15 protein-coding genes and 1 pseudogene are annotated in these 22,201 nt (G+C 70.6%); 7 read left to right on the forward strand and 9 right to left on the reverse strand.

What is annotated here, in order from left to right; translation table 11 throughout:
* Window positions 1-274: 274 nt before the first annotated feature.
* A complete protein-coding gene (locus tag AB0N17_RS33765) occupies window positions 275-1,102 on the forward strand; it encodes an alpha/beta hydrolase (protein WP_366015408.1) in 828 nt (275 codons plus the stop codon).
* Between the two features lie 798 nt (window positions 1,103-1,900).
* Here AB0N17_RS33765 and AB0N17_RS33770 read toward each other — a convergent pair.
* From AB0N17_RS33770 to AB0N17_RS33785, 4 genes and pseudogenes are all read right to left on the reverse strand, one after another.
* A complete protein-coding gene (locus AB0N17_RS33770) occupies window positions 1,901-2,269 on the reverse strand; it encodes a VOC family protein (RefSeq protein ID WP_366015409.1) in 369 nt (122 codons plus the stop codon).
* 172 nt (window positions 2,270-2,441) lie between these two features.
* Window positions 2,442-2,600: pseudogene (locus AB0N17_RS33775) on the reverse strand (flavin reductase family protein); the annotation flags it as partial.
* Between the two features lie 97 nt (window positions 2,601-2,697).
* Entirely contained in the window at window positions 2,698-3,249 is a 552-nt protein-coding gene (locus AB0N17_RS33780) for a hypothetical protein (RefSeq protein WP_366015410.1), read from the reverse strand.
* A gap of 30 nt (window positions 3,250-3,279) precedes the next feature.
* On the reverse strand, window positions 3,280-5,292 hold the full coding sequence (locus AB0N17_RS33785; protein WP_366015411.1) for an FG-GAP-like repeat-containing protein: 2,013 nt from the start codon (window positions 5,290-5,292) through the stop codon (window positions 3,280-3,282).
* Between the two features lie 441 nt (window positions 5,293-5,733).
* Between AB0N17_RS33785 and AB0N17_RS33790 the strand changes: the two genes are divergently transcribed.
* Window positions 5,734-6,912, forward strand: coding sequence for a Cmx/CmrA family chloramphenicol efflux MFS transporter (locus AB0N17_RS33790; RefSeq protein ID WP_366015412.1), 1,179 nt, complete (start codon window positions 5,734-5,736; stop codon window positions 6,910-6,912).
* Between the two features lie 443 nt (window positions 6,913-7,355).
* Here the strand turns inward: AB0N17_RS33790 and AB0N17_RS33795 are convergent, their stop codons facing one another.
* The 4 genes from AB0N17_RS33795 to AB0N17_RS33810 are packed head-to-tail and all read right to left on the reverse strand — an operon-like array spanning window position 7,356 to window position 10,128.
* Entirely contained in the window at window positions 7,356-7,553 is a 198-nt protein-coding gene (locus tag AB0N17_RS33795; RefSeq protein WP_366015413.1) for a hypothetical protein, read from the reverse strand.
* Window positions 7,553-7,954: a hypothetical protein gene (locus AB0N17_RS33800; protein WP_366015414.1), complete on the reverse strand. Its 402-nt coding sequence runs from the start codon at window positions 7,952-7,954 to the stop codon at window positions 7,553-7,555. Before AB0N17_RS33800 ends, AB0N17_RS33795 begins: the two co-directional genes overlap by 1 nt.
* A 51-nt stretch (window positions 7,955-8,005) precedes the next feature.
* Complete coding sequence (locus tag AB0N17_RS33805; protein WP_366015415.1) at window positions 8,006-9,469, reverse strand: ATP-binding protein; 1,464 nt, start codon at window positions 9,467-9,469, stop codon at window positions 8,006-8,008.
* Complete coding sequence (locus tag AB0N17_RS33810) at window positions 9,466-10,128, reverse strand: response regulator transcription factor (RefSeq protein WP_366015416.1); 663 nt, start codon at window positions 10,126-10,128, stop codon at window positions 9,466-9,468. The genes AB0N17_RS33805 and AB0N17_RS33810 overlap by 4 nt, the downstream gene beginning before the upstream one ends.
* Before the next feature lie 378 nt (window positions 10,129-10,506).
* Between AB0N17_RS33810 and AB0N17_RS33815 the strand changes: the two genes are divergently transcribed.
* The 4 genes from AB0N17_RS33815 (at window position 10,507) to AB0N17_RS33830 (ending at window position 16,535) form a co-directional block, all read left to right on the forward strand.
* Window positions 10,507-10,971 (forward strand): NUDIX hydrolase, encoded by a 465-nt coding sequence (locus tag AB0N17_RS33815; protein WP_366015417.1) that lies wholly within the window; start codon window positions 10,507-10,509, stop codon window positions 10,969-10,971.
* Window positions 10,972-11,500: 529 nt separating this feature from the next.
* Complete coding sequence (locus AB0N17_RS33820) at window positions 11,501-13,162, forward strand: ricin-type beta-trefoil lectin domain protein (protein ID WP_366015418.1); 1,662 nt, start codon at window positions 11,501-11,503, stop codon at window positions 13,160-13,162.
* Between the two features lie 151 nt (window positions 13,163-13,313).
* Window positions 13,314-15,233 carry a hypothetical protein gene (locus AB0N17_RS33825; RefSeq protein WP_366015419.1) on the forward strand — a complete coding sequence of 640 codons (1,920 nt, stop codon included), beginning with the start codon at window positions 13,314-13,316 and terminating at the stop codon, window positions 15,231-15,233.
* A 732-nt stretch (window positions 15,234-15,965) separates the two neighbouring features.
* A complete protein-coding gene (locus AB0N17_RS33830) occupies window positions 15,966-16,535 on the forward strand; it encodes a GNAT family N-acetyltransferase (protein WP_366015426.1) in 570 nt (189 codons plus the stop codon).
* A 236-nt stretch (window positions 16,536-16,771) separates the two neighbouring features.
* Here AB0N17_RS33830 and putP read toward each other — a convergent pair whose 3' ends face one another.
* The gene (putP, locus tag AB0N17_RS33835; protein WP_366015420.1) at window positions 16,772-20,356 is read right to left on the reverse strand and encodes a sodium/proline symporter PutP; all 3,585 of its coding nucleotides are present in this window, start codon (window positions 20,354-20,356) and stop codon (window positions 16,772-16,774) included.
* A 451-nt stretch (window positions 20,357-20,807) separates the two neighbouring features.
* Between putP and AB0N17_RS33840 the strand changes: the two genes are divergently transcribed.
* Entirely contained in the window at window positions 20,808-21,767 is a 960-nt protein-coding gene (locus AB0N17_RS33840; RefSeq protein ID WP_366015421.1) for an N-acetylmuramoyl-L-alanine amidase, read from the forward strand.
* Window positions 21,768-22,201: the final 434 nt, after the last annotated feature.

The following is a 22,201-nucleotide window of genomic DNA, read 5'->3' on the forward strand; positions in this document are numbered from 1 at the left end:
TCCTCGGGCTTGCGGGCCCCCAGGCCCGCAGGACCGCAGGCCCGCAGGGTCCCTTCGACACGGACCCGACTCACACAACTAAGTTGTGCACAATTTAATTGTGTGCTTCTATTTGGAGGCCGGGGCACCCCGGGCTTTCCGAAGTCAAGGAAGACATGCAGGCGGCAGAAGGGCGAACCACCCCTCGGCCCTCCCCCGCCTGCCGCCGGGTGCTCGACGCGCCGCCCGCCGACCGTGGTGCGGTGCTCCCGACTCACAGGAACCGGAACACGCCATGAACTCCCACAAGAGGCTGCTCACGCTCTCCGCACTGGCGACCGTGGCAATCGTCGCCGGGACGGCTTCGACCGTCGCGGCGGCGGCGCCGCGGCACGATCACAAGGCAGCCAAGCCGACCGTCGTGCTGGTGCACGGCGCCTTTGCCGACGGGTCGAGCTGGAACAAGGTGACCCAGCGCCTGCAGGCCGCGGGCTACCGGGTCGTCGTCCCCTCCAACCCGCTGCGCGGCCTTCAGAGCGACTCCGCCTACGTCGCGAACGTACTCAAGAGCGTGCAGGGCCCCGTGGTCCTGGTCGGCCACTCCTACGGCGGCGAGGTCATCACCAACGCGGCCGCCTCCAACCCGCAGGTCAAGGCTCTCGTCTATATCGCCGCCATCGCCCCGGAGAAGGGCGAGAGCGCCAACGACATCCTCAAGGCCTACCCCGGCAGCGAGCTGCCCGATGCTCTCAACCCTCTGCCCTATCTCCGCCCCGACGGCAGCACTGGCACCGACCTGTACGTCAAGCCCGACAAGTTCCCGGCTGTCTTCGCCGCGGACGCCCCCCCGGCCGAAGCCCGCGTGATGGCCGCGGCGCAGCGTCCCATCGACGCCTCCGCTCTGGACGCCCGCAGCGAGCACGCAGCCTGGCACGACGTGCCCTCCTGGTACGCCGTTGCGCGCAACGACCGTACGATCCCTGCCGCCGCCGAGCGTCACATGGCCGAGCGGGCCGGGGCACATGTCGTCGAGGTCAAATCCTCCCACGCCATGGCCGTCTCCCACCCGGACGCCGTCACCCGCCTGATCGAGCAGGCCGCCCAGGCCACCGCCCCGCGGTAGCGCCCCTTCGCGGTCCACCCGCAGGGTCGGCCGGCCGTACGGCGCCGGAGACGTGCGCGCCGTGAATGCCGAGTCGGCTCCGGAGTGGCGGCTCACCGGGGCCAGGACAAGGGCCGCCAGGTGCCGTGCCTCCCCTCGGCCGGCCGCCCTGTCTCAGCGCACCTGGCCGCATCCGGCCAGGTGCGCTGTTCAGGCTCACCGGCTTCCGGCGGCATCGGAGCCAAGGGGACCCGGCGGCGACGCTGTCAACCAGCACCGCCTCGCACCATGCTTCGCGGCTGTCTATACCGACGACGCACACTGGGACTTACGGAGTCTCGATGCATGACATGCTTCGCCGGATCGGCGCGGGCTGCGGGATGAAGGAACCGTGCGATCGGTCAGCATGGAGGGAGCAGCCGACCACCGGTTGAGCGGTGCAGCAGGCCCGCAGGTGGACGGGCATGACGCTCTGGAGAGGCGAGCGCCCGCCCGGTCGGGTGAGCACGACCATGTCGATGCTGTGCACAGGGCGACCCCGGTGTGCGCGGCCAGGACGAGTGCGGCCAGGCGCAGTGCTCGTCATCGTCAGCAGCTCTGCGCTCTGCGTACCGACACCTGTGGCGCAGAGCACGCTGCCGCGCTGCCCACTGGGTGTTGTGGCCCACGCCGCTGCCGCTGTCCACGACTTCACCGCCGGCCGTCCGGCCTGTTGCAGTCGGCATGGTTCGCCCGGGACCAGGCATACCCGCGGCGTAGCGCGATTGAGGCTGAAGGCGTGAGCTGGCAGCTCGCCCAGCACAAGCACACGGTACAGCGTCACTGAGTCGGGATCGGCTGGGTGAGGTTCACCGGGTTGCCGTCGGGGTCCTGGATGTGGGCGACGCGCTGTCCCCATGGCATGTCGTTGGGGCCGCCGCGGACCGAGCCGCCCAGCGCTGTCACCCGGCCGAGCGTCTCATCGACGTCGTCGACACTGATGCTGAGCAAGATCCGCGACGCCTCTCGGTCCGCCGGGTTCGCCTTGGCCACCAGCCCGAGGTCGGTGTCGCCGATGCGCAAGCCGAGGTAGAAGACCGGACCTTCCTCCGGCACCCGGAAGATCTCCTCGGCTCCGAACAGTTTCGTGTAGAAGCCGGCCAGGACGTCGTGGTCGGCAGTCAAGATCACTGGCTGGATGGTGGACATGGTGCTCCTGTCGAGAACGGTCCTGTCGCCGGGTAGACCGTTCGAGGACGGTGAACTCATCGACACAACCGCCCTGCCAGACGATCTGCACCACAGACTGCCGCCCACGACCAGCACGAGCACCCCGAATCGAGCCCACACACCACCCCGCTGACCAGCTACTTCGGGTGGTGACCCGGCCGACGACGAGGGGGTCGCCTGCGGTGTGCAGGGCGTGGACGGTGCAGTCGATCCAGGCGACGGTGCCGTTCTGGCGCGGTGTACCCGAGGCGGGCGCCGGGTCGTGCATCACCCCCGTGAACTTGTCCGTCCCGCTCACCGCGAAGGCGCGGCGCTGATCGCCCAGGTGTCGCGGCGATCGGCGCGGCTCGACGGACGGTCAGATCGGAAGGGTCGGGAGCCGCCGGTGGCGGGCGCCCGTGCCTTCGTCAGGCGCGCGTGGTCCTGCGGCGGCGTACGACCGCGTAGCCACCGATGGCCAGGGCGACGGCGCCGCCCCCGGCAGCGGCGGTCACGGCCATCTTGTGGCTGGAGGAGCCGGAGGCCTGCTTGCAGTACTGGTGGTCGTCGGCCGCGACCGTGATGGTCACATGGCCGCGCTTGCCGATCAGTTCGGCGGCGTCCTTGCGGCCGGCGATGTCGACCGGGTAGCTCCCCGGAGCGATGTCGCAGCGGAGGGTGCCCCTGCCCTGGCCGAAGCTGTTCTTCCGCATCTCGACCGTGACGTCCTTGGCGAACGCGGGGGACTTGACGGTGAAGCCGCCGTTGCCGTCCGCGGCCAGGGACGTCAGGTCGACGTCGGAGGTGACCACGATGGGTGCGCCCTGCTGAAGGGGGCCGTCTCCGTCGCTGTCGCCGCCGTTCGCGGCGGCGGTCACGCTCAGGCTGGGACCGTCCGCCGCGAACGCCGTGTGCGAGCTCACCAGGCCGATGGCGGCCGCGGCGAGGCTGAGGGTGGCTGCTGCTGCGCGCAGGTACATCGCGGGTACCTCGCCTTCCTGTGAGGGTGCCTACTTGGCCTGCGGCGGGATGAGCATGTGCTCACGGCCGAGGGTGGTCGACGTGTCGGTGTACAGCGTGGTCTCGCCGTCGGACCACCGCACGACCAGGTCGTTGGGGCGGCCCGATGTGTACGCGCCGGCGGTCATCACGGAGGCATGGGTCCACAGCTCGTTAGAGGACTTCAGCTGCACGTCCGTTCCCTCACCGGAGGCATCGACGTCCTGGAAGAGGGAGAGCCTGCCGTTCGACCAGCGCACCATCACGTCCCAGTTGGCACCGCCCGAGAAGTCACCGGCGGTGAGGATCGTCGCGTCCTTCCACTTCGGGTTGGGGTTCTCGAGCTTGTGCTCGTGCAGGAAGCCGCGGCCGTCCACGTCGGTGTAGAGGGAGAGCTCCCCGTCGACCCAGCGGACCATGAGGTCGTCCGTCCACTTGTTGGCGCTGTACCGTCCGGCGGTGATCTGGGTGGCGTCCTTCCATGTGCTGTGCGGCTTCGCGAGCTGGGTCTCCTTGGCGAAGCCGCCCTTGCCGTCGCCGGTGTAGAGGGTGACCTCGCCGTCGATCCAGACCACGATGAGGTCGGCCGAGTCGTTGCCGGTGAAGTCACCACCGGCGATGATCTTGGCGTCCTTCCAGGTCTTGGTCTTGGTGATCCTGTGCTCGCCGGAGAAGCCACCCCTGCCGTCGCCGCTGTAGAAGGTGACCTCGCCGTCGGACCAGACCACGATCATGTCGGTCTTGCCGTCGAGGTTGTAGTCGCCGGAGGCCATCTTCTGGGCGTGGGTCCACAGTTGGCCGCCCTCGGGGTACATGCTGTAGCCGCGCGGGTACTGACGCGGGTTGGTGTTCCGCTTCGCGGCGTCGTAGATCTCCATGGTCCGCTTGTCGTACGTGACGGCGAAGGATATGCGGTCGCTGTCGTTCTCCAGGCCGCCGCCGTAGTAGCCGCCGAGGTTGCCGATCACCGTGCCGCTGCCGGTCTTCTTGTTCAGGCCGGTGATCCAGGGGCTGCCGGAGGTGCCGCCGTAGAAGCCGCCGCACTCCATGCGCATCTGCCGGTAGCCGGGCAGTTGCCGGGTGCCGACATCGGAGCAGATGATCGGCCGGTTGTCCTTGTTGTGGCTTCCCGGGTAGCCGATCACGGTCACGGTCTGGTTGTAACGGCCGCCCACCTGGCCGAGCTTGAGCGCGGCGCCGACCGCCTTCTGCACGCTCTGGTGGTGGCTGTTCGGGCCGACCCGGGCGAAGGCGTAGTCGAACTCGGAGTAGGCGTCCCTGGTTGGGTGCGTGCCCACCCTGTACCAGCGCGAGTCGCGGATCCACTTCTGCACCGGGAACCGGCCGTAGCGGGCGGGGTTCTTCGCCGCGCCGTCGTAGCCGGGCACGAACATGCCCTTCGAGCCGCCCGAGCAGTGAGCGGCGGTCAGGACGACGTTGCCCTGCGGGCTGTCGATGACGCTGGCGGAGCAGAAGCGGCCCACCAGTTTGTCGGTGGCGGGATCCCGGACGTAGTGGAAGAAGGTGCCCACGGTGGGGACACCCCCGAAGTAGTCGCCGTTCTTGCCGGCCGCCGCCACGGAGGAGAGCGAGGGCTTCCAGCCGGTGGGCGCCACGGGGCGCGGGGAGTCCGGGAGGGCCGCGGCGATCCGCGCGGGAGTCCAGAACGCCTCCGCCGCCTCGCTCGTCCATGAGCCGTCCGCGGCGTCCGTGTCGCCTGCGGGGTCCGTGGGGTCTGCAGCGTCCGTGGCGTCCGTGGCGGAACGGGTGGGGGCCGGGTCGGCCGTGAGTGACGGATGCGGGGTCTTTGACGACTGCGGCGTCGTGGAGGGCTGCGGTGTGCCCGTGCCGGCGGTCGGCCGGAGCGTGGGCGTAGGCGTGGCGGAGGCCGACGGCGAGGTGTGCGTGCCGGCGACCGGTTGTGGTGTGTGCGCGGCGGCCGGCACGGCGGCCGCCAGAACGAGTGTCGACGCCGCCATGGCGGCGAACGCGCCGAACGCGTCACGAACGGAAGGGAGTTGCACGGTGTCCTCTGTGGTGGGCAGCCGGAACCAAGGGGGAGAGCGCAGAGCACCGGACGCGCCCAGCCGCGCGTGCCCCCCTGGCGGCTGATCATGTGGCTTGGTCGTCAACGAGCCTAGACAGCGGACCAGCGGAGCGACATTGTCTCTTCAGGCAGGCCTCTTCGCCCGGGTCGGCGTCACCGCCCCGATGACGTTGCCGGCACAGGCCACGCCGAGGAAACCGAGGTGCCTCGGCGTGCGTGGGTCGGGTAGCGTGCGGGCCATGTCGAGTCCTGAGTCGGACAGGGTGGGGGCTTTCGGTCACGCCGTCAGCCCCCTGAACCACTGAGCATGTAGCCCTGTCGTGGCGCAGCATCATGCGTCGGACGACTGTGCCCTTGGCGGGCTGGCCGCGGTGACGAGCTGACCTTCTCGTGCTTCTCCTCACCTCGGAGCCACTCGATGCCTTTCCCGCTGTATCTGCTTGCCATGGCGATTTTCGCCATGGGCACCTCGGAATTCATGCTCGCCGGCCTCCTGCCGGAGATCGCCTCAGACCTCGACGTCACCGTCGGGACAGCCGGGACGCTCACATCGGCCTTCGCGATCGGCATGACCGTCGGTGCCCCGCTCATGGCGGTACTTGCCCGTAACTGGCCTGGACGTTCGAGCCTGCTTGGGTTCGTCCTCGTGTTCCTGACAGCCCACGCCGTGGGCGCTGTCACTTCGAGCTTGCCCGTTCTGATCGCGACCCGGGTGGTCGCGGCGCTCGCGAACGCCGGATTCCTCGCCGTAGCCCTGACGACCGCCGCCGCGCTGGTCTCGCCCGTCAAGAGAGGTCGGGCGCTGGCCGTGTTGCTGTCAGGCACCACGGTGGCCACGATCGCCGGGGTCCCAGGGGGGTCAGTGCTCGGCACGTTCCTCGGCTGGCGGGCCACGTTCTGGGCTGTCGCCGCCCTCTGCCTGCCCGCAGCCATCGGCATCCTCACAGGCATCCCAACGCGTCCGAGGGAAGCAGACAAGAGTGACGCACCGACCCTGCGAGCGGAGCTGGCACGGCTCAAGAGTCCGCGACTGCTCCTGGTGATGCTGCTCGGGGCGCTGGTGAACGCGGCGACCTTCGCAAGCTTCACATTCCTCGCCCCCGTCGTGACCGACACCGCCGGGTTGGGCGAGCTGTGGATCTCCGTGGCTCTGGTGCTCTTCGGTGTCGGTTCCTTCGTCGGTATCACCGTCGCCGGGCGGCTGTCCGACCGGCGCCCCGGCTTGGTCCTCGCAGTCGGCGGTCCGCTGCTGCTCATCGGCTGGCCGGCCCTGGCGATGCTGGCCGACATGCCGGTCGCGCTGCTGGCCCTCGTGTTCGTGCAAGGTGCCCTGTCCTTCGCGCTGGGCAGCACGCTGATCACGCGGGTCCTCTACGAGGCGGCAGGAGCTCCCACCATGGCCGGTTCCTATGCCACCGCCGCACTCAACGTCGGCGCCGCCGCAGGACCCCTCGTCGCCGCGACCACCCTCAGCACCGCGGTCGGGGACCTCGGGCCGCTGTGGACAAGCGGGTTGCTCGTCGCGGTCGCGCTGCTCATCGCGTTCCCCCTCCGCACTGCCGTCGCATCCGGCCAGAGCACCGAGGTGCTCCAGTGATGCATCCGAACGCGCCGTGACCATCAAGGGACGCCGATGGCTCGTGACACGCTGCCGCTGCCGTAGCCGCAACCGCAACCGCAACCGCAACCGCAACCGCACGATCACGCCACGCCGCCGCCGAAGCCGGCCGCTACTGTCTGGCCGGACGGAACGGCTGCGGTGGCGGGATGGGCGCGGCACGGTGCGCCCGTGGATGCCGCAGCCCTTCGCCCGCGACAGCGACGGCACCGCCCTGCTCCCCAACCGCCCCAGCGAGCCCGACGCCGGCGGCGAACACGCTCTCAATGCCGCCTACGCCGTCTCGGAAGCCGGCCGCGCAGATTGGCTGCACCTACCGGCGAGTGGCACGGTCCGGCCGGCCGCCATCGCGAGCACGAGGAGCGGCCGGGCGGTGCCCTCGGGGCCTGCCCGGCCGCATTGCCTCCTCCCCGGGTCAGCGGTCAGCGGTCGGCGTTCGAGGTCGCGTCCCGGTCGGCCGCGGCGGCGGCCGACTCGGCCGCGTTCACCTTCTGCTGCATCTGCGAGTAGCCCGAAGGCGTGGCCGCTGGAGCCTTAGGCGACGCCCCGTCGTGACCGGAGCAGCTGACGGACAGGGCGGCCAGCAGGACCACCGCCACCACCGCGGCCGGTGCGCGCATCAACTTGCCGCCTTACCACCGTCGTTGTCCCGGCACCATGTCCTGACCTGGTCGAGGTCCTTCTGCCGCTGCTTGAGGTTCGGCACCAGCGCCTTGCGGGTCTTCAGCCGGTCCTGGAGAAACGTGGCGATCTCGGTGTGGCCCGCCTTCTCCGCATTGGCCACGCGACGTTCCAGCCGGGCCACCGAACCCCGCGTGCCTGCCCCGGCGTCCAGCCGCTTCAGCGCCCGGTCGATCCGCCGGTCGATCCTCGGCACCCGCTTGCAGAGCGCCTTGGCGCCGTCGCCGGTCGGTCCCGGCGCGGGGGAACTGTCGGCCGCGGCCGCGCCCGTGCCACTCGCCAGCAGCGCTGCCGTGACCAGTCCGACCAGCAGGTTGCGCCGCCTTCGCCGGATGTCCATCACATGCCTCCGTTCCCGGGCGGACCACTCGTCCGCCCGTCCCGCGGCAGGCTAGGAGTCCTCTTTGGGGAAACCTTGTGACCGGTATGTCCCGGCTGTCCCGATCAACCAGTCGCGACGGTCGGGCAGTTCCCCCTCCTCGGCCGGCAGCCGCACCTCGAAACGTGCCCCCGTGCCGCCCGGTACGCCGCCGACCGTCACGGCGCCCCGGTGCAGTGCGGTCTGCTGGGCCACCAGCGTGAGGCCGAGCCCGGAGCCGGCGCTGCCCGGACCGCGCCGGAACCGCTCGAAGATCCGTTCTCGTTCCTGCTCCGGCACTCCCGGTCCGCCGTCGTCCACCGTGAGTACGATCCACTCCCCCACCCGCCCCAGCCCCACCGTCACACTCACCGCACCGCCCACATCGGCTCCGTGCGCCACGGCGTTGGCCAGCAGATTGTCGAGCAGCAGCCGCAGTCCCGGCTCCCAGCCGCGCACGGTGACCCCTGCCGGGGCGTCCAGCGCGATCAGCGCGCCGGGCGCATGACGCCGGGCCTCGGCGACGGCCGCCTCCGCGATCTCCGTCAGATCGGCGGTACGGAACGCCTCTGCCTCCACCAGGTCCCCGCGCCCGAGGTCGCGCAGCATCACCAACAGGCCCAGCAGCCGACCGTGTTCGCGGCGCAGATCGGCGACGACCTCCGTGCGGTCCGGTTCGGGGAGCCCGGGGTGATCCGCCAGGATGTCCAGGTTGGTGCCTATGCTCATCAGCGGGGTGCGCAGTTCATGAGCGGCGGCCGCCGAGAACGAGCGCGCCGTCTCCAGGGCCTCGGCGGTGCGGGCGGCCTGCTCGTCGTAGCGGGCCAGCACGGTGCGTACGGTGGCGGCCAGTTCGTCGACCTCGGTGACACCGGTCCGCTCCAGCGGCAGGCGCACGCGATCGGTGCGCGGGTCCAGTCCGGCCGTACGGCGGGTCAGCCGGCGCAGCGGCGTGGCCGCACCCGCGGCCATCCCCCAGGCCAGCAGGCCGGACAGGGGGGCCGCGAGCACAGTGGCGACCAGCACCCGGCGCCGGACCAGTCGCAGCTGTCCGCGGTCGGCGGTGTCCGGCGCGAACACCCACAGGGTGCCGGTGGCGAGCGGCGTGCGCACCGGCCGGGCCAGCGCCCGCCAACTGGCGCCATCCGCACGCACGGTGACCGGCGCCCCGGTGCGCGCGGGCAGCGGCACGCCGGAACCGGGCTGCGGGCCTCCGCTGAAGGAACCCTCCGGTCCCACCACCCGCACGCCGACGTCGAGCGCCGCGCTGTACAGGGCGCGTTCACGGGTGTCCGCCGCCTTGGGCCGGCCCGCAGCACCGGCTCGCAGCAACGCCCTGGCGTCCGGGACGACGGCCGCCGCCCGTTCCCGCAGGTGATCGTCCTCGGCGCGGTGCAGATCGCGGGCCACCAGCTGGAGCAGCAGCCATCCGAAGGCCAGTACCAGAAGCGGCACCGTGCAGCCGACCGCCAGTCCGATCCGGGCCGAGAGCCTCATGGCTCCTCCCTCAGCACGAAGCCGACCCCCCGCACGGTGTGGATCAACCGTGGTGCGCCGTCGGCCTCCAGCTTGCGCCGCAGATAGCTGACGAACGTGTCGACGGCATCGCTGCGCACGTCGAAGTCGTAGCCCCACACCCGTTCCAGCAACTGGTCACGGGTGAGGACGAGCCCGGCGTTGCGGGCCAGCACCTCCAGCAGCTCGAACTCGCGCCGGGTGACGTCCAGCAGGCATCCGCCGCGCCGTACGGTGCGGGCGGCTGGGTCGATCAGCAGGTCCGCCACCCGCAACGCCTGCTCCTGGGCGGCGCGCGGCCGGCGGCGCAGCAGCGCACGCAGCCGCAGCACAAGTTCCTGCAGGGCGAACGGCTTGACCAGGTAGTCGTCGCCTCCGGCCTGCAGGCCGGCTATCCGGTCGGCCGTCTCGTCGAGCGCGGAGAGCATGAGCACCGGCAGATCCCGGCCGTCGGCGCGCAACCGCGCGCACACCTCGATGCCGCTCATGCCGGGCATCGACACGTCCAGGACGAGCACGTCGGGCGGGCCGTCCGCGACGGCAGCGAGCGCGCCGGCACCGTCGGCCGCGGTGCGGACCGCGAAACCGCTCAGCCGCAGCCCGCGCTCCAGTGACCGCCGGATGGCCGCGTCGTCGTCCACGACCAGGACCGTCCCGGGAGGTGCCGATGCCGTCCCGGGAGGTGCCGATGCCGTCCCGGGAGGTGCCGAACCCGTCCCGCCCATGCGCGCCTCCCTCGCTCGCCGTCAGCGCCCGGCCAGCCTAGGCGGGGCCCGGTCCGCCGTCAGCGCCCGGCCAGCCCAGGAGGCCACGGTCCGCCGTCAGCGCCCGACCAACCCAGGGGCCGCGGTCCGCCGTCAGCGCCCGGTCGGCGTAAGGCCCCCCTGGTGTCCATCGCACCGCCCCTCATGAGTTGTGGATTGATCCGCACCGCACGTCGGGGTGGAATCACCTCGGACGAAAAGGGATGGCCGCAGACGACCGCCCGCTCTTCAGTGGCGCAGCACAGGGGGAATCGCATGGCCGACAGCAGTCACGGATACATCAGGGACCGACGTGGGTGCCGTCACTGGGGTCCGTACGGCGCCGCCGGGCTGCTGCTGCGCAAGGGCTCCCGTTTTCTGCTCCAACGCCGTTCCTGGCGGGTGCACCACGGCCGTAGTTGGAGCATTCCCGGTGGTGCCCTGAGAGCAGGGGAAAGCCCGTTGGACGGGGCGCGTCGGGAGTTCACGGAAGAACTCGGCGCCGTTCCGGCCCTGCGTCACCTCCACACCCATGTGGACGACCACGGCGGATGGGCGTATCACACCATCGTCGCCGATCTCCTGGAACCTCTCTCACCCTTGCGTGGAGACGGGGAGGGAACCGCCTACCGATGGTGCGACGTCACGGAGATCGCCGGGCTGCGCCTGCACCCCGGTTTCGCGGCCACCTGGCCGCAGTTGCCGTCAGAGCTGCACAGCACCGGTGATACGCCGACCTAGTCCGGTCGGACGGCCGGGAGCTGCGCGGGCGGCAGGACCGTCATGCGCGTCATGCGTGCCACGCGGGACCGACGGCGGGGCCGGGCGGGGTAACGGGGTAACGGGGCAACGGGGCAACGCGGAAGCCGGCACCGAGGGCGGTGCCGGCTTCTCCGTCTGTTGCCAGCCTTGACGGTATTGGTCTGGTCCAATACCGTCTGCCTCGCACAGAACTCCACATGGCTCAACACCACCAATTTTCAACAGAGTTGGTGATGCATGCATCCGCCGGCTGAAGGACGGGAGTCCGGCCGTCCGCTGCGGGCCTGCCTTTCGACGGCAGCCCCGGCGCCGGCCGTCGCCCCGTTCGCCGCCGTCCAGATCCGCAGGGACGCGTGCACTGCTCACCGTCGATGGAGATCACCAGAGACGGCATGGCGAACAGACGCGTTCATGTCCTTCTTCGGAGGCCAGACCTATGCGAATACCCCCTGCAAGGGCACGGCGCCGCGGGTGGAAGAGAGCGCTCTCTCTGATTCCCGTCGTCGTGATGACGGTGGTCGCAACCGCCACCACGACACAGACCGCCCAGGCGGCGGTGCCCCCGACACCGTCGGGCTTCACGCTCACCTGGAGCGACGACTTCAACGGTGCGTCCGGCACCGGCATCGACCAGAGCCTGTGGAAGTACGACACCGGGCCGGGCAGCAACTTCGGCACCGGTGAGATCGAGACGATGACCAACAGCACCTCGAACGTCTACTACGACGGTGAGGGTCATCTGGTGCTCCAGGCCCTGCACTCGGGTTCCGACGCGCGCAGCGGATGGACCTCCGGGCGCGTGGAGACCCAGTCGGCGGGCTTCGGCGCCCCGGCCGGCGGTGTCGTACGCATCGAGTCCGTCCTCCAGCAGCCCAACGTCACCACCGCCAACGGCGCGGGTTACTGGCCGGCGTTCTGGATGCTCGGCGCGCCGCTGCGCTCCGGTGTGACCTGGCCGAAGTCCGGTGAGGTCGACATCATGGAGGACATCAACGGCCGCAGCTCCGTGTTCAGCACCCTGCACTGCGGTGTGAACCCGGGCGGACCGTGCAACGAGTCGACCGGCATCGGCTCGGGTGAACGCGCCTGCCCGGGCTGCCAGACCGGCTTCCACGACTACGCGGCGGAGATCGACCGCTCGGTGTCGCCGGAGCAGATCAGGTTCTACCTCGACGGGAACAACTTCTTCACCGTCAACGCCAGCCAGGTGGACGCCACGACCTGGTCCGACGCGGTCGACCACCCCTTCTTCATCATCTACGACCTGGCGATCGGCGGCGGCTTCCCGGACGCCTTCGGCGGGGGCCCGAACGCCTCCACGGTGTCCGGCGGCAAGCTGGTCATCGACTCGGTGGCCGTCTACAACAAGGCGCCCGGCTCCGGAGGCGGTGGTGGCGGCGGTTCGGTGAGCGGCCAGACGATCACCGGCCCCGGCGGCAAGTGCGTGGATGTGTCGGGTGACGACACCGGCGGCGACGGCACCGCGGTCCAACTGTGGGACTGCCAGTCGGCGGCCAAGGACCAGCACTGGACCTGGAGCGGCCAGACCCTGCAGACCCTCGGCAAGTGCCTGGACATCGCCGGCGGCAACAGCGCCGCCGGTACGAAACTGCAGCTCGCCACATGCAACAGCGGCGGCTACCAGTCATGGGTGCGCCAGCCCGACGGCTCGCTGCGGAACCCGACCAGCGGCCGGTGCATCGACTCGCCGTCGGGCGCCACCGCGAACGGCACACGCCTGCAGATCTGGGACTGCAACGGCTCCGCCGCCCAGCAGTTCGCCATCGGTACCCCGATCTACGGACCCGGCGGCAAGTGCGTGGACGTCGCGGGTGACGACACCGGCGGCGACGGCACCGCAGTGCAGCTGTGGGACTGCCAGCAGGCCACCTCCCTCGACCAGAAGTGGACCTGGAACGGCCAGACGCTGCGCACGCTGGGCAAGTGCCTGGACATCGCCGGCGGTGTGAACGCGGCCGGCACCAAGCTCCAGCTGGCCAACTGCAACGGCGGCGGCTACCAGAACTGGGTCGCCAACACCGACGGCTCGATGTCCAACCCGACCACCGGCCGCTGCATCGACTCACCGTCCGGTGCCACCGCGAACGGCACACGCCTGCAGATCTGGGACTGCAACGGCTCCGCCGCCCAGAAGTTCTCGCCGGCATGAGCAAGCAGCGCCCTGTCCGGAATGGGGCGGGGCGCGTCGAAGGGCCACACCCCAACCGGTGCGGCCCTTCGGTGTATTGCCGCCGCGCGAGGCGACCCGCTGATCCGCCGAGGGCTTGCCGTCACCGCAAGCCCGCCGGGATCATGATCGCGTGCCACGCCGAGAAACGCTCCACGAACTGCTCGAACGCTCCGGGCTCACCGTCGTCGAGGAGATGAGCCCAGGCAGCCTGTTCCCGCCAGAGGCCGGCTGGCGCGTCGCGCGCGGGATCGCAGCGCCGGACGGCGCGGCCGGGCAGACGCTCGACGCCGCGTGGTGGCGCCGACTCGTCAATGACGACGGCGAGTTCCTGGTGGCCGTGCTCGGACATCGGATCGGCGGAAACGACGCCTGGTGGACCCGGGTCCGCCACACCGGCGACGGTGTACCGGAACTGACCGGCGACCCCGGTTTCGTGGCCCTCTCCCTCGACGGACAGGTGCTGCTGGCGGAGATCCCGGGCCCCGACGGATGCCGGGTAACGGCCCTCGACCGGCTGCCGCAGCGGCTGGAGGAAACCGCGGCGGCCGCCGGACGCGAGACGGAGGCCGAGCGTGCCCAGGTGTGGGCGGCCGTGCCCGGCGTGCCGGCGTGGCCTCTGCACTGGGCAGAGGGAATCGGGTCCAATCCGGCCGCGCCGGACGAACTGCTGATCCGGCTGCTGGACGTGACGGACGGCTTCCTGCACGGCTGCGACCGTCCCGCCGTCCTCGACGCCGCTGTGGCGCACCCCGACCAGCGGGTGCGCGCGAGGCCTGCCGACACCTTCCGACCAAAGCTCACCGCCGCACAGTGGATACGCCTGGTCCGCGCCGAACCGTCGCCGAGTCGGCGCGTCCTGTGGGCGGAGCATGCCTGCGCCTGGGGCGCCGAACTCCCCGAGGACCTGTACGACGACCTCCTCGCCGGCCCGTCCCGCGCCGAGGCCGCCGAACTCCCAGGGCTCCCCGCACACCATCTCCCCAGCCTCACAACCGACGCCGATCCCGCTGTCCGGGCGGCCGCCTGCGGTCGATGGGCAGACCTTGCCGCTCCCCTGCGGGGACGACTGCTCGCCGACGCCGACGAGACGGTCCGAACCGCGGCGCTCCTGGCCCACCACACCGCCACCCCCATGCCCCGTGAGGTCTTCGCCTCGCTGCCCGCCCCACGGCGAGCGCTCGAACAGTGCTGTTTCGAACCCGAGTTGGAGGCAGAACTGGTCCACGACGGCGACGCGGAGGTACGCCGGGCGCTGGCCGGCAACCCGGGCCTCGCCGCGGACGGCGTCGCCGTCCTGGTACGGGACCCGCACGACGACGTCCGGTCTGCGGTCGCGCTTCGCCCCGACCTCACCGAGGAGCAACGCGCCGCGGTGCGCTACGTCTTCGACCAGACGTCGATGTCACACACCCTGCCCTGGGTCGAGGACCTGCACAGCGACCCGGAGGCCATGCGCCGCCTCGCCGCGTCGTCCCATCCGCTGATCCGCCGTAGCGTGGCCCGCGCCCGGCATCTCCCGCCGGACGTCGTGGAGCGTCTCGCCCGGGACGAGGACCGGGTGGTCCACCTGTTCCTCGCCGAGTCGTGCGACGACGCGCCCGCCGGCCTGCTGCTGGAGGTCTGGCGCTGGTGGGACGGCAGCTTCAGCCACCCCGGCCGCCCCCGCAGCCACCCCAACTTCCCCCGCGCGGGCCTGCTGCGCTACGCCGACGACCCCAGCGGGCGCATGCGCCGCCTGGCCCTGGACGACCCGCGGTCCACAGCCGCCGACGTCGCGCGCCTCGCCCGGGACCCCGAGGCCGAAGCACGCCGACGCGCAGCCGAGGACCCCCGGCTGTCACCTGCCGACGCGGTACGGCTGCTGAACGACCCGGCGGACCACGTGCGCGAGACCGCGACGCGCCATCCCCGACTGCCGTCCCGCGTCCTGGCCGGGTTGCTGCACGACCGCGACACGGCCTGCGCGGCGGTCGCCAACCCGGCGATCCCGGTCCCCGTCCTGGACCGCATCCTGGACGCGGCCGCGGCAGCAGTGGCCGCCTTGCGGTGACCCCGACCGCTCGAACCAGCAGCGCCTGCCTGTGCCCCGGCCCGATCAGATCCCCCGGCACACCCAGAACCCGGAGGCCCACGCCCCTCGCCGCTCCCTCGCTGCTGTCGTCGGCCGAGTGCGGGTCGCGGGCGGTGGGAGAACCGGGGCGGTTTTCCCGGCGTAGACGGAGTACAGACCTGTGTAGGCGGCCAGGTGTGTTGATGCTGTAGTCGAGCTTGCCGAACCGCCCCCCACCTCGTCGAAGACCCGCTCCACCTCGGCCGGTGCGCAGACACCGGGCACCGGGGTGGCCGCTGCGTCTCTTCGATGGAATCGCCGTCGAGGAATCCGCGCATCTCGGGCGTGCCGGCCCGGGGCTTCGGGGCGAGGGGAGCGTGCGGCGGTTGTCCGTCGCTTCTCACGCAGCCCTGAGCGCCGTCGCACACGCTCTGCGCCTGGACGCCGACCGGACCGGTCGCCTCGACGAGCTCGCCGACAGGCCCCGGATCCGCCCGCGACTGCAACCCCGGGCCCGGTCCGTCCTCCGCCGCGACTGCTACTGGATCATCTGGCGGATGCCCCTCGTCCGTTCGGGCCAGGAGCATGGGTCAGTTAACAACTCCTGGAATGCCGCGCCTCGTGGTGGAGTGGGGCTGTCGGGCGGTGCTGTTGAAAAGGCGTGGCTGCCGGGCAGTCGTGATGCGAAAATCAGCCCGCATCTCGTTCCACATCCGCATCCCGGAGGTCCGCATGGACGTCGCCTCGCTGCTGCCGTTGACCACGGCCCGGTTGTCGCTGCGTCTGTTCACCCCCGGCGACGCCGACGACCTGTACGCCTACCAGAGCCTGCCGAGCGTGGCGCGCTACCTGTACCGGCCGGCGCACACGCGTGAGCGCAGCGAGCAGGTTGCCGCCGAGCGCGCGGCGCAGACGGCCTGGCGCGCCGACGGGGACAAGCTGGCGCTCGCTGTCTGCCGACGCGATGAGCCCGGCGTCCTTGGCGAGGTGAGCCTCGCCCTGGCTGATGCCCGCGCCGCCCAGGCTGAGATCGGCTGGACTCTCGACCCACGTCACGAGGGGCACGGCTACGCGACCGAGGCGGCTGCGGCGCTGGCCGGTTTTGCCTTCGACACACTGGGCGTGCACCGGCTCTACGCACGGCTGGATGTGGAGAACACCGGGTCTGTGCGGGTTTGTGAGCGCCTCGGGATGCGCCGGGAGGCGCACCTGGTCGAGAACGACCTCGATGGGGATCGCTGGGGCAGTGAGTACATCTACGCGGCGCTGGCCGCGGATCTTGGCGGTCAATCAAGCAGTTGAGCGCGACGCCGCCTCCTCTTCCTGATCTTCCATATGGAGAGCGTTCCGTACGAGACGGCAGCGTACGAACCAGCCGAGTCGCCCGAGTCTCCGGCGTCCCCGATCAGATGATGTTGCTGCCGGCGTCGCGTGATGAGTGGTTGCCGCAGGACCATCTGGCGCGGTTCGTCGCCGAGTCGGGCGACGAGGTCCGATCCCCAACCGCTCGCCGGCTGGGCCATTACCGACCCCCGCTCCTAGCCGATCGCGTCAGCGGCAATGGCCTGCTCCGTCCAGATGATCTTGCCGGTCTTCGTGTACCGAGTGCCCCACCGGCGGGCCACCTGGGCCACGATGAGCAGGCCCCGTCCCCCTTCATCGGTGATCCGCGCGTGACGCAGGCGTGGCGAGGTGCTGCTGGCGTCGGAGACTTCGCAGATCAGGCCGCGGTCCCGGATGAGGCGCAGGCAGACCGGTCCGGTCGCATGGCGGATCGCGTTGGTCACCAGTTCACTGACGATGAGTTCCGTGGTGAACGTCAGATCGGGGATGCCCCACTCCGTCAGCTTCTGAGCCGCGAGGTCGCGGGCGTGCGCGACGGCAGCCGGGTCGGTGGGCAGGTCCCAGGAGGCGACACGGTCCGGAGCCAGGACACGGGTCCGGGCGAGGAGCAGGGCCGCGTCGTCGGCGGGCGGGCCCGTCAGCAGGCTGTCGATCACTCGTCGGCCGGTCTCGGCCAGCGTGGGCAGGGGTGCCGCGAGGGCATCGCCCAGCCGAGAGAGCCCGACGTCGATGTCCCGGTCGACGGACTCGATGAGGCCGTCGGTGTAGAGAGCGATGAGGCTGCCGTCCGCCAGCTCGGTCTCGATGGACTCGAAGGGGAGGTAGCCGAGGCCGAGGGGCGGTCCGGCGGGCAGGTCCAGAACGTCGGCCGCGCCGTCGGGAGCGACGAGCACCGGGGGGAGATGACCGGCGCGGGCCATGGTGCACAGCCTGCTGACCGGGTCGTAGACGGCGTACAGGCAGGTGGCGCCCAAGAACGCGGTGCCCGTCGCCTCGCCTCCGTCCGCCGACGGCGTATCGATGTCGTGCGCCCCCATGAGGCCGATGACCAGGTCGTCCAGATGGGCCAGCAGTTCGTCCGGGGAGAGGTCGAGGTTGGCGAGCGTGCGTACCGCGACGCGCAGGCGTCCCATGGTCGCCGCCGCGTTGATGCCGTGCCCGGCCACGTCCCCGACGACGAGTGCGACGCGTGCCCCGGAGAGCGGGATCACGTCGAACCAGTCGCCGCCCACACCACTGGGGGCGTCCGCCGGCAGGTACCAGGAGGCCACCGCCAGTGCGGACCCTCCCGTCAGGTCCTGCGGCAACAGGTAGCGCTGCATCGAGCGGGCCGCGGTGCGCTCGCGGGCGAATCGGCGTGCGTTGTCGATGCAGACCGCCGCCCGGGAGACGAGTTCCTCGGCGAGGCGGACGTCGTCGTCCTCGAAGGGGCCCAGCCGCCGGGACCGTGCGAACGTCGCCACTCCCAGGGTGACCCCTCGCGCCCGCACGGGGACCACCATGACCGAGCGGAAGTCGTAGTCCAGGAACGAGGCACCCAGCGTCTCGTCCACGGTCACCCACGGACTGTTGGTGCGGTCCAGGACTCGTTCGACCAGGGTCCTGCTCTCCAGCAGACAGCGGGTCACGGGCGTCGCGGGCGCACGCCGGATCGCCTCCCCCACGGCCAGTGACGCCTCGGGGCAGCCCTCACGGACCGACTGCTGGGCCGCGCGCCGGATGACGGGCGCCATGCCGACCGGCCCGGGTGCCGGCTCCTCGCCTCTCATGACCGAGTCCAGCAGGTCGACGGCGACGAAGTCGGCGACGGCCGGCACCGCGTCGTCGGCCAGTTCCTGGGCGGTCCGGGTGACGTCCAGGGTGCTGCCGATGCGCGCGGCGGCGTCGTTGAGCAGGGCCAGGCGTTCCTGGGCCCGCCAGCGCTCGGTAACGTCGATGATCATGTACCAGATGCCGACGTTCCGGTCGTGGCGGTCCTTCATCGCGAAGAAGGAGGCGGAGATCGCGCGGCTCCGGTCGTGCACCGTGTAGCCGGCACCGCGGTACTCGAAGTCCATCACCGGCGCTCCGGTCCGGAGGACTTCGCGCATCTTCTCCTCGAAGGCGTCGGCCTCGGCTTGCGGCAGGATCTCCGCCATCCGTCGCCCCAGCCGTCGTCTCAAGGGGATCTGGCGGTCCAGTGGCTCGTTCACCCAGACGTAGCGCAGATCCGTGTCGAGGACGGCGATGCCGACCGGCGCGTGACTGAGGAATGGGGTGAGCATCAGCTGGCTCACCCCGCCGCCCGGCATCCGCCAGAAGGCCCGCTTCGGAGGCCGGCCGACGAACCTGCCGAAGATCAGTGCCGCGGCCGTGGCGACCAGGACGCCCGGGATCATCTCGTAGATCCCCGACCAGAAGGGGCCGTGCAGCGGCTTGACCACACGCCACAGGAGCACCGTGACTGCGCCTGACACGATCCCGGCCATGGCCCCTGCCCAGGTCATGCGGGGCCAGTACAGCGACAGCAGGACCACTGGGCCGAAGGCGGCCCCGAAGCCCGCCCAGGCATAGCCCACGATGCCCAGCAGCCCGCCGCCCCTGAGCGCGATCAGTGAGGCCACCAGGGTCACGAGGACGACAGCGGCGCGGCCCACCCACACCAGGGCCCGGTCCGAGGCGCGCCGGTTGAGGAAGGCGCGGTAGAAGTCCTCCGTGAGGGCGACGGACGACACGAGGAGCTGACTGTCCGCGGTCGAGATGATCGCGGCGAGCACCGCGATCAGCATGACACCGGCGCCCCACGGACTGAACAGGGTCCGGCTCAGGGTGATGTACACCGTCTGCGGGTCGCGGAGCGGCGTTCCGAACTGCGCGATGCCCAGCAGGCCGACGAACGTGGCACCGGCCAGTACGACGACCACCCACCCGGTCTCGATACGGCGGGCAGCGGGTACGGCTGCGGTACTGCGGATGCCCATGAACCGGGCCAGGATGTGCGGCTGCCCGAAATAGCCGAGGCCCCACGAGAGCAACGAGATGATCGCGACGGCGCCGAGCGACCCGCCGCCTGCCGACCACCGGCCGTCGGTGAAGTCGACCTTGGCACCCATGTCCAGCAGGTTGGGCGTCTTGCTGTCGAGGGAGTCACGAAGCGCCGCGAAGCCACCGAACGTCGCGATACCGACGACGGGGAGCACCAACAGGGCGAGGAACATCAGCGTGGCCTGCATGACGTGCGTCAGGCTCACGGCCAGGAAGCCGCCCAGGCATGAATAGACGACGATCACCAGGGCGGTCAGGGCCACCCCCAGTCTGAATCCGGCACCGAAGATGTGCCCGAACAGCAGCCCGCCGGCCACCAGCCCGCTGGCGACGTAGACGGTGAAGAACACGAGGGTGACCGCCGCTGAGACCATTCGGAGCATCCGTGTTCGGTCCTCGAACCGTTCCTCCAGGTAGGCCGCCAGGCTTACGGCGTTCCCGGCGCGCTCGGTGTAGGTGCGCAGCCTCGGCGCGACGAACAGCCAGTTGAGGTACGTACCGAGTACTAGACCGACCGCGATCCAGCTGGCCCCGATCCCGGCGGCGTACACCGCTCCGGGGAACGCCAGGAACAGCCAGCCGGACATGTCGCTGGCCCCTGCGGACAGGGCTGCGACGAACGCGGGAAGCCTGCGGCCGCCCAGAGCGAAGTCGGCGAAGGTGTGCGTACGGCGGTAGGCCCAGACACCTGTTCCGATCATGACGGCCACGTAGACGAGGAACGTGGCCACGATCGGTGCACTCAAGTCGGACATATTGCCTCGCCTGCGAGGTTCGTGAGACGGGCGCTACCGCCACACGACCGACAGTCTGATCTCTTTGGTACAAATGTACAGATCCCGGTCGCCGTCGGCGGCCGATGCCGCCGGTACCTGCACGGGCACTGCGCCACTCCCGGGTCGAGGAGGACCGCCATCGCGAGATGGGGCGCGGCTTGGAGAGGGCGGCCGTACCAGGCAAGAGGCGCGCAGCCTCCCCACTCACGGGCCCGCACAGGCGTACCGCCGAGCCGGCTGATGACCGCTTGCGCCCGGCCTGAATGACCGCGGCGATCGCCGGGTGACCGCGCACGTCGGCCAGCGGGTCGGTGCTAGGTGCCGTCTTCGGACCGCCTGGCGGTACCCGACGGCGCCGTTTGGCTGATCGGCCGTGGTCTGTGGGGCGAGGCTGCCGTCCGCGGCGGAGCCCGGGACCTACGGTGGCGGCGTGTCGTATCTGGACCCGGAGTTCGAATCCTCCGAGCGGCGTTCCGCCCGGCGCGGCCCGCTCCTCGTGTCACTCGCCGCGCTGGTGCCCGGCGCGCTGCTCGGCTGGCTCGTGTACGAAGCTGTGGGTGAAGGTACTTCGGGCGATTCGCCGCGCGCGGCCGCCCCCGCCGCTGCCTCCTGGCGGACCTCCGCAGCACTCTCCTCACCGGTGCGGTCCGCGTCGGCGCCGCCCTCCGCCTCGCCCGGCGACGACGGTAAGGGGGCCGCGACTGCGAGGTCCGGCCCGCTCGCGGGGAAGGTGATCGTCATCGACCCCGGACACAACCAGGGCAACTTCCAGCACCTGACCGAGATCAACCGCCAGGTGGACATCGGAACGAACTGGAAGGAGTGCGACACCACCGGAACGTCCACGAAAGCCGGCTACACCGAGGCCGACTTCACCCTCGACGTGGCACACCGGCTACGCACCCTGCTGGAGCAGCAAGGTGCCACGGTGAAACTGACCCGCGACGGGGACGCGCCCCTCTGGGGACCGTGCGTGACCGAACGGGCGCAGATCGGCAACGAAGCACACGCCGACGCCGCCCTCTCCATCCACGCTGACGACTCGGCCGAGGGCGACCGCGGCTTCCACGTGATCCTGCCGGGAACGGTGCACGCCGGAGCCGCCGACACCCGCCCGATCGTCGGCCCGTCCCACGACCTCGGCGTCCGCGTCGCCGACTCCTTCCTGCGCGAGACCCGCGAACCCCTGTCCAACTACGTCGGCGAGGGCACCGGACTCGTCACGCGCACGGACCTCGGCGGCCTCAACCTGTCGACGGTCCCGAAGGTGTTCATCGAGTGCGGCAACATGCGTGACAGCAAGGACTCGGCACTGCTGGCCAAGGGTGCCTGGCGGCAGAAGGCGGCGCAGGGGCTCTTCGAAGGCATTGCGGACTTCCTGAACCGATAGCCACCCGCGCGAGGGCTCCCTGGGAGGTGCGCAGGTGGATCTCATCGGCGAAGTCCGACTCCTTGCGCTCCTTCTCCCGCTCGATCCGCCACATCCGGTCGACCAGCTCGGCGTCCTCGGACACCACGCACTTCTCCGGTGTGCCGGGTGTCAGGGAGCTTGAACAGGAGAGCTGAACGCGCGGCTGCTCCTGGTTGACCGATGGAACGCGTCCGCGGCTATGAGCGGGCCGCCGTCGAGCAGGTTACTCCTCCAGGCGCATCCGCTAACCCACGGAAACAGGGACAGATTAATGCTGCAATGGGCGATTTTTCACCATAGGGCGTGAAAGTTCTTCGCGTGGCGATTTAGCACTCTATGGCGTTTTACACAAGTAAGGTGACCCAATTCACTTACGAAGCACCTTAGTGCTGCAAAACGCCCACAACTCCCCC

The sequence above is a fragment of the Streptomyces sp. NPDC051133 genome, assembly GCF_040682635.1.
Classification (GTDB): Bacteria; Actinomycetota; Actinomycetes; order Streptomycetales; family Streptomycetaceae; genus Streptomyces.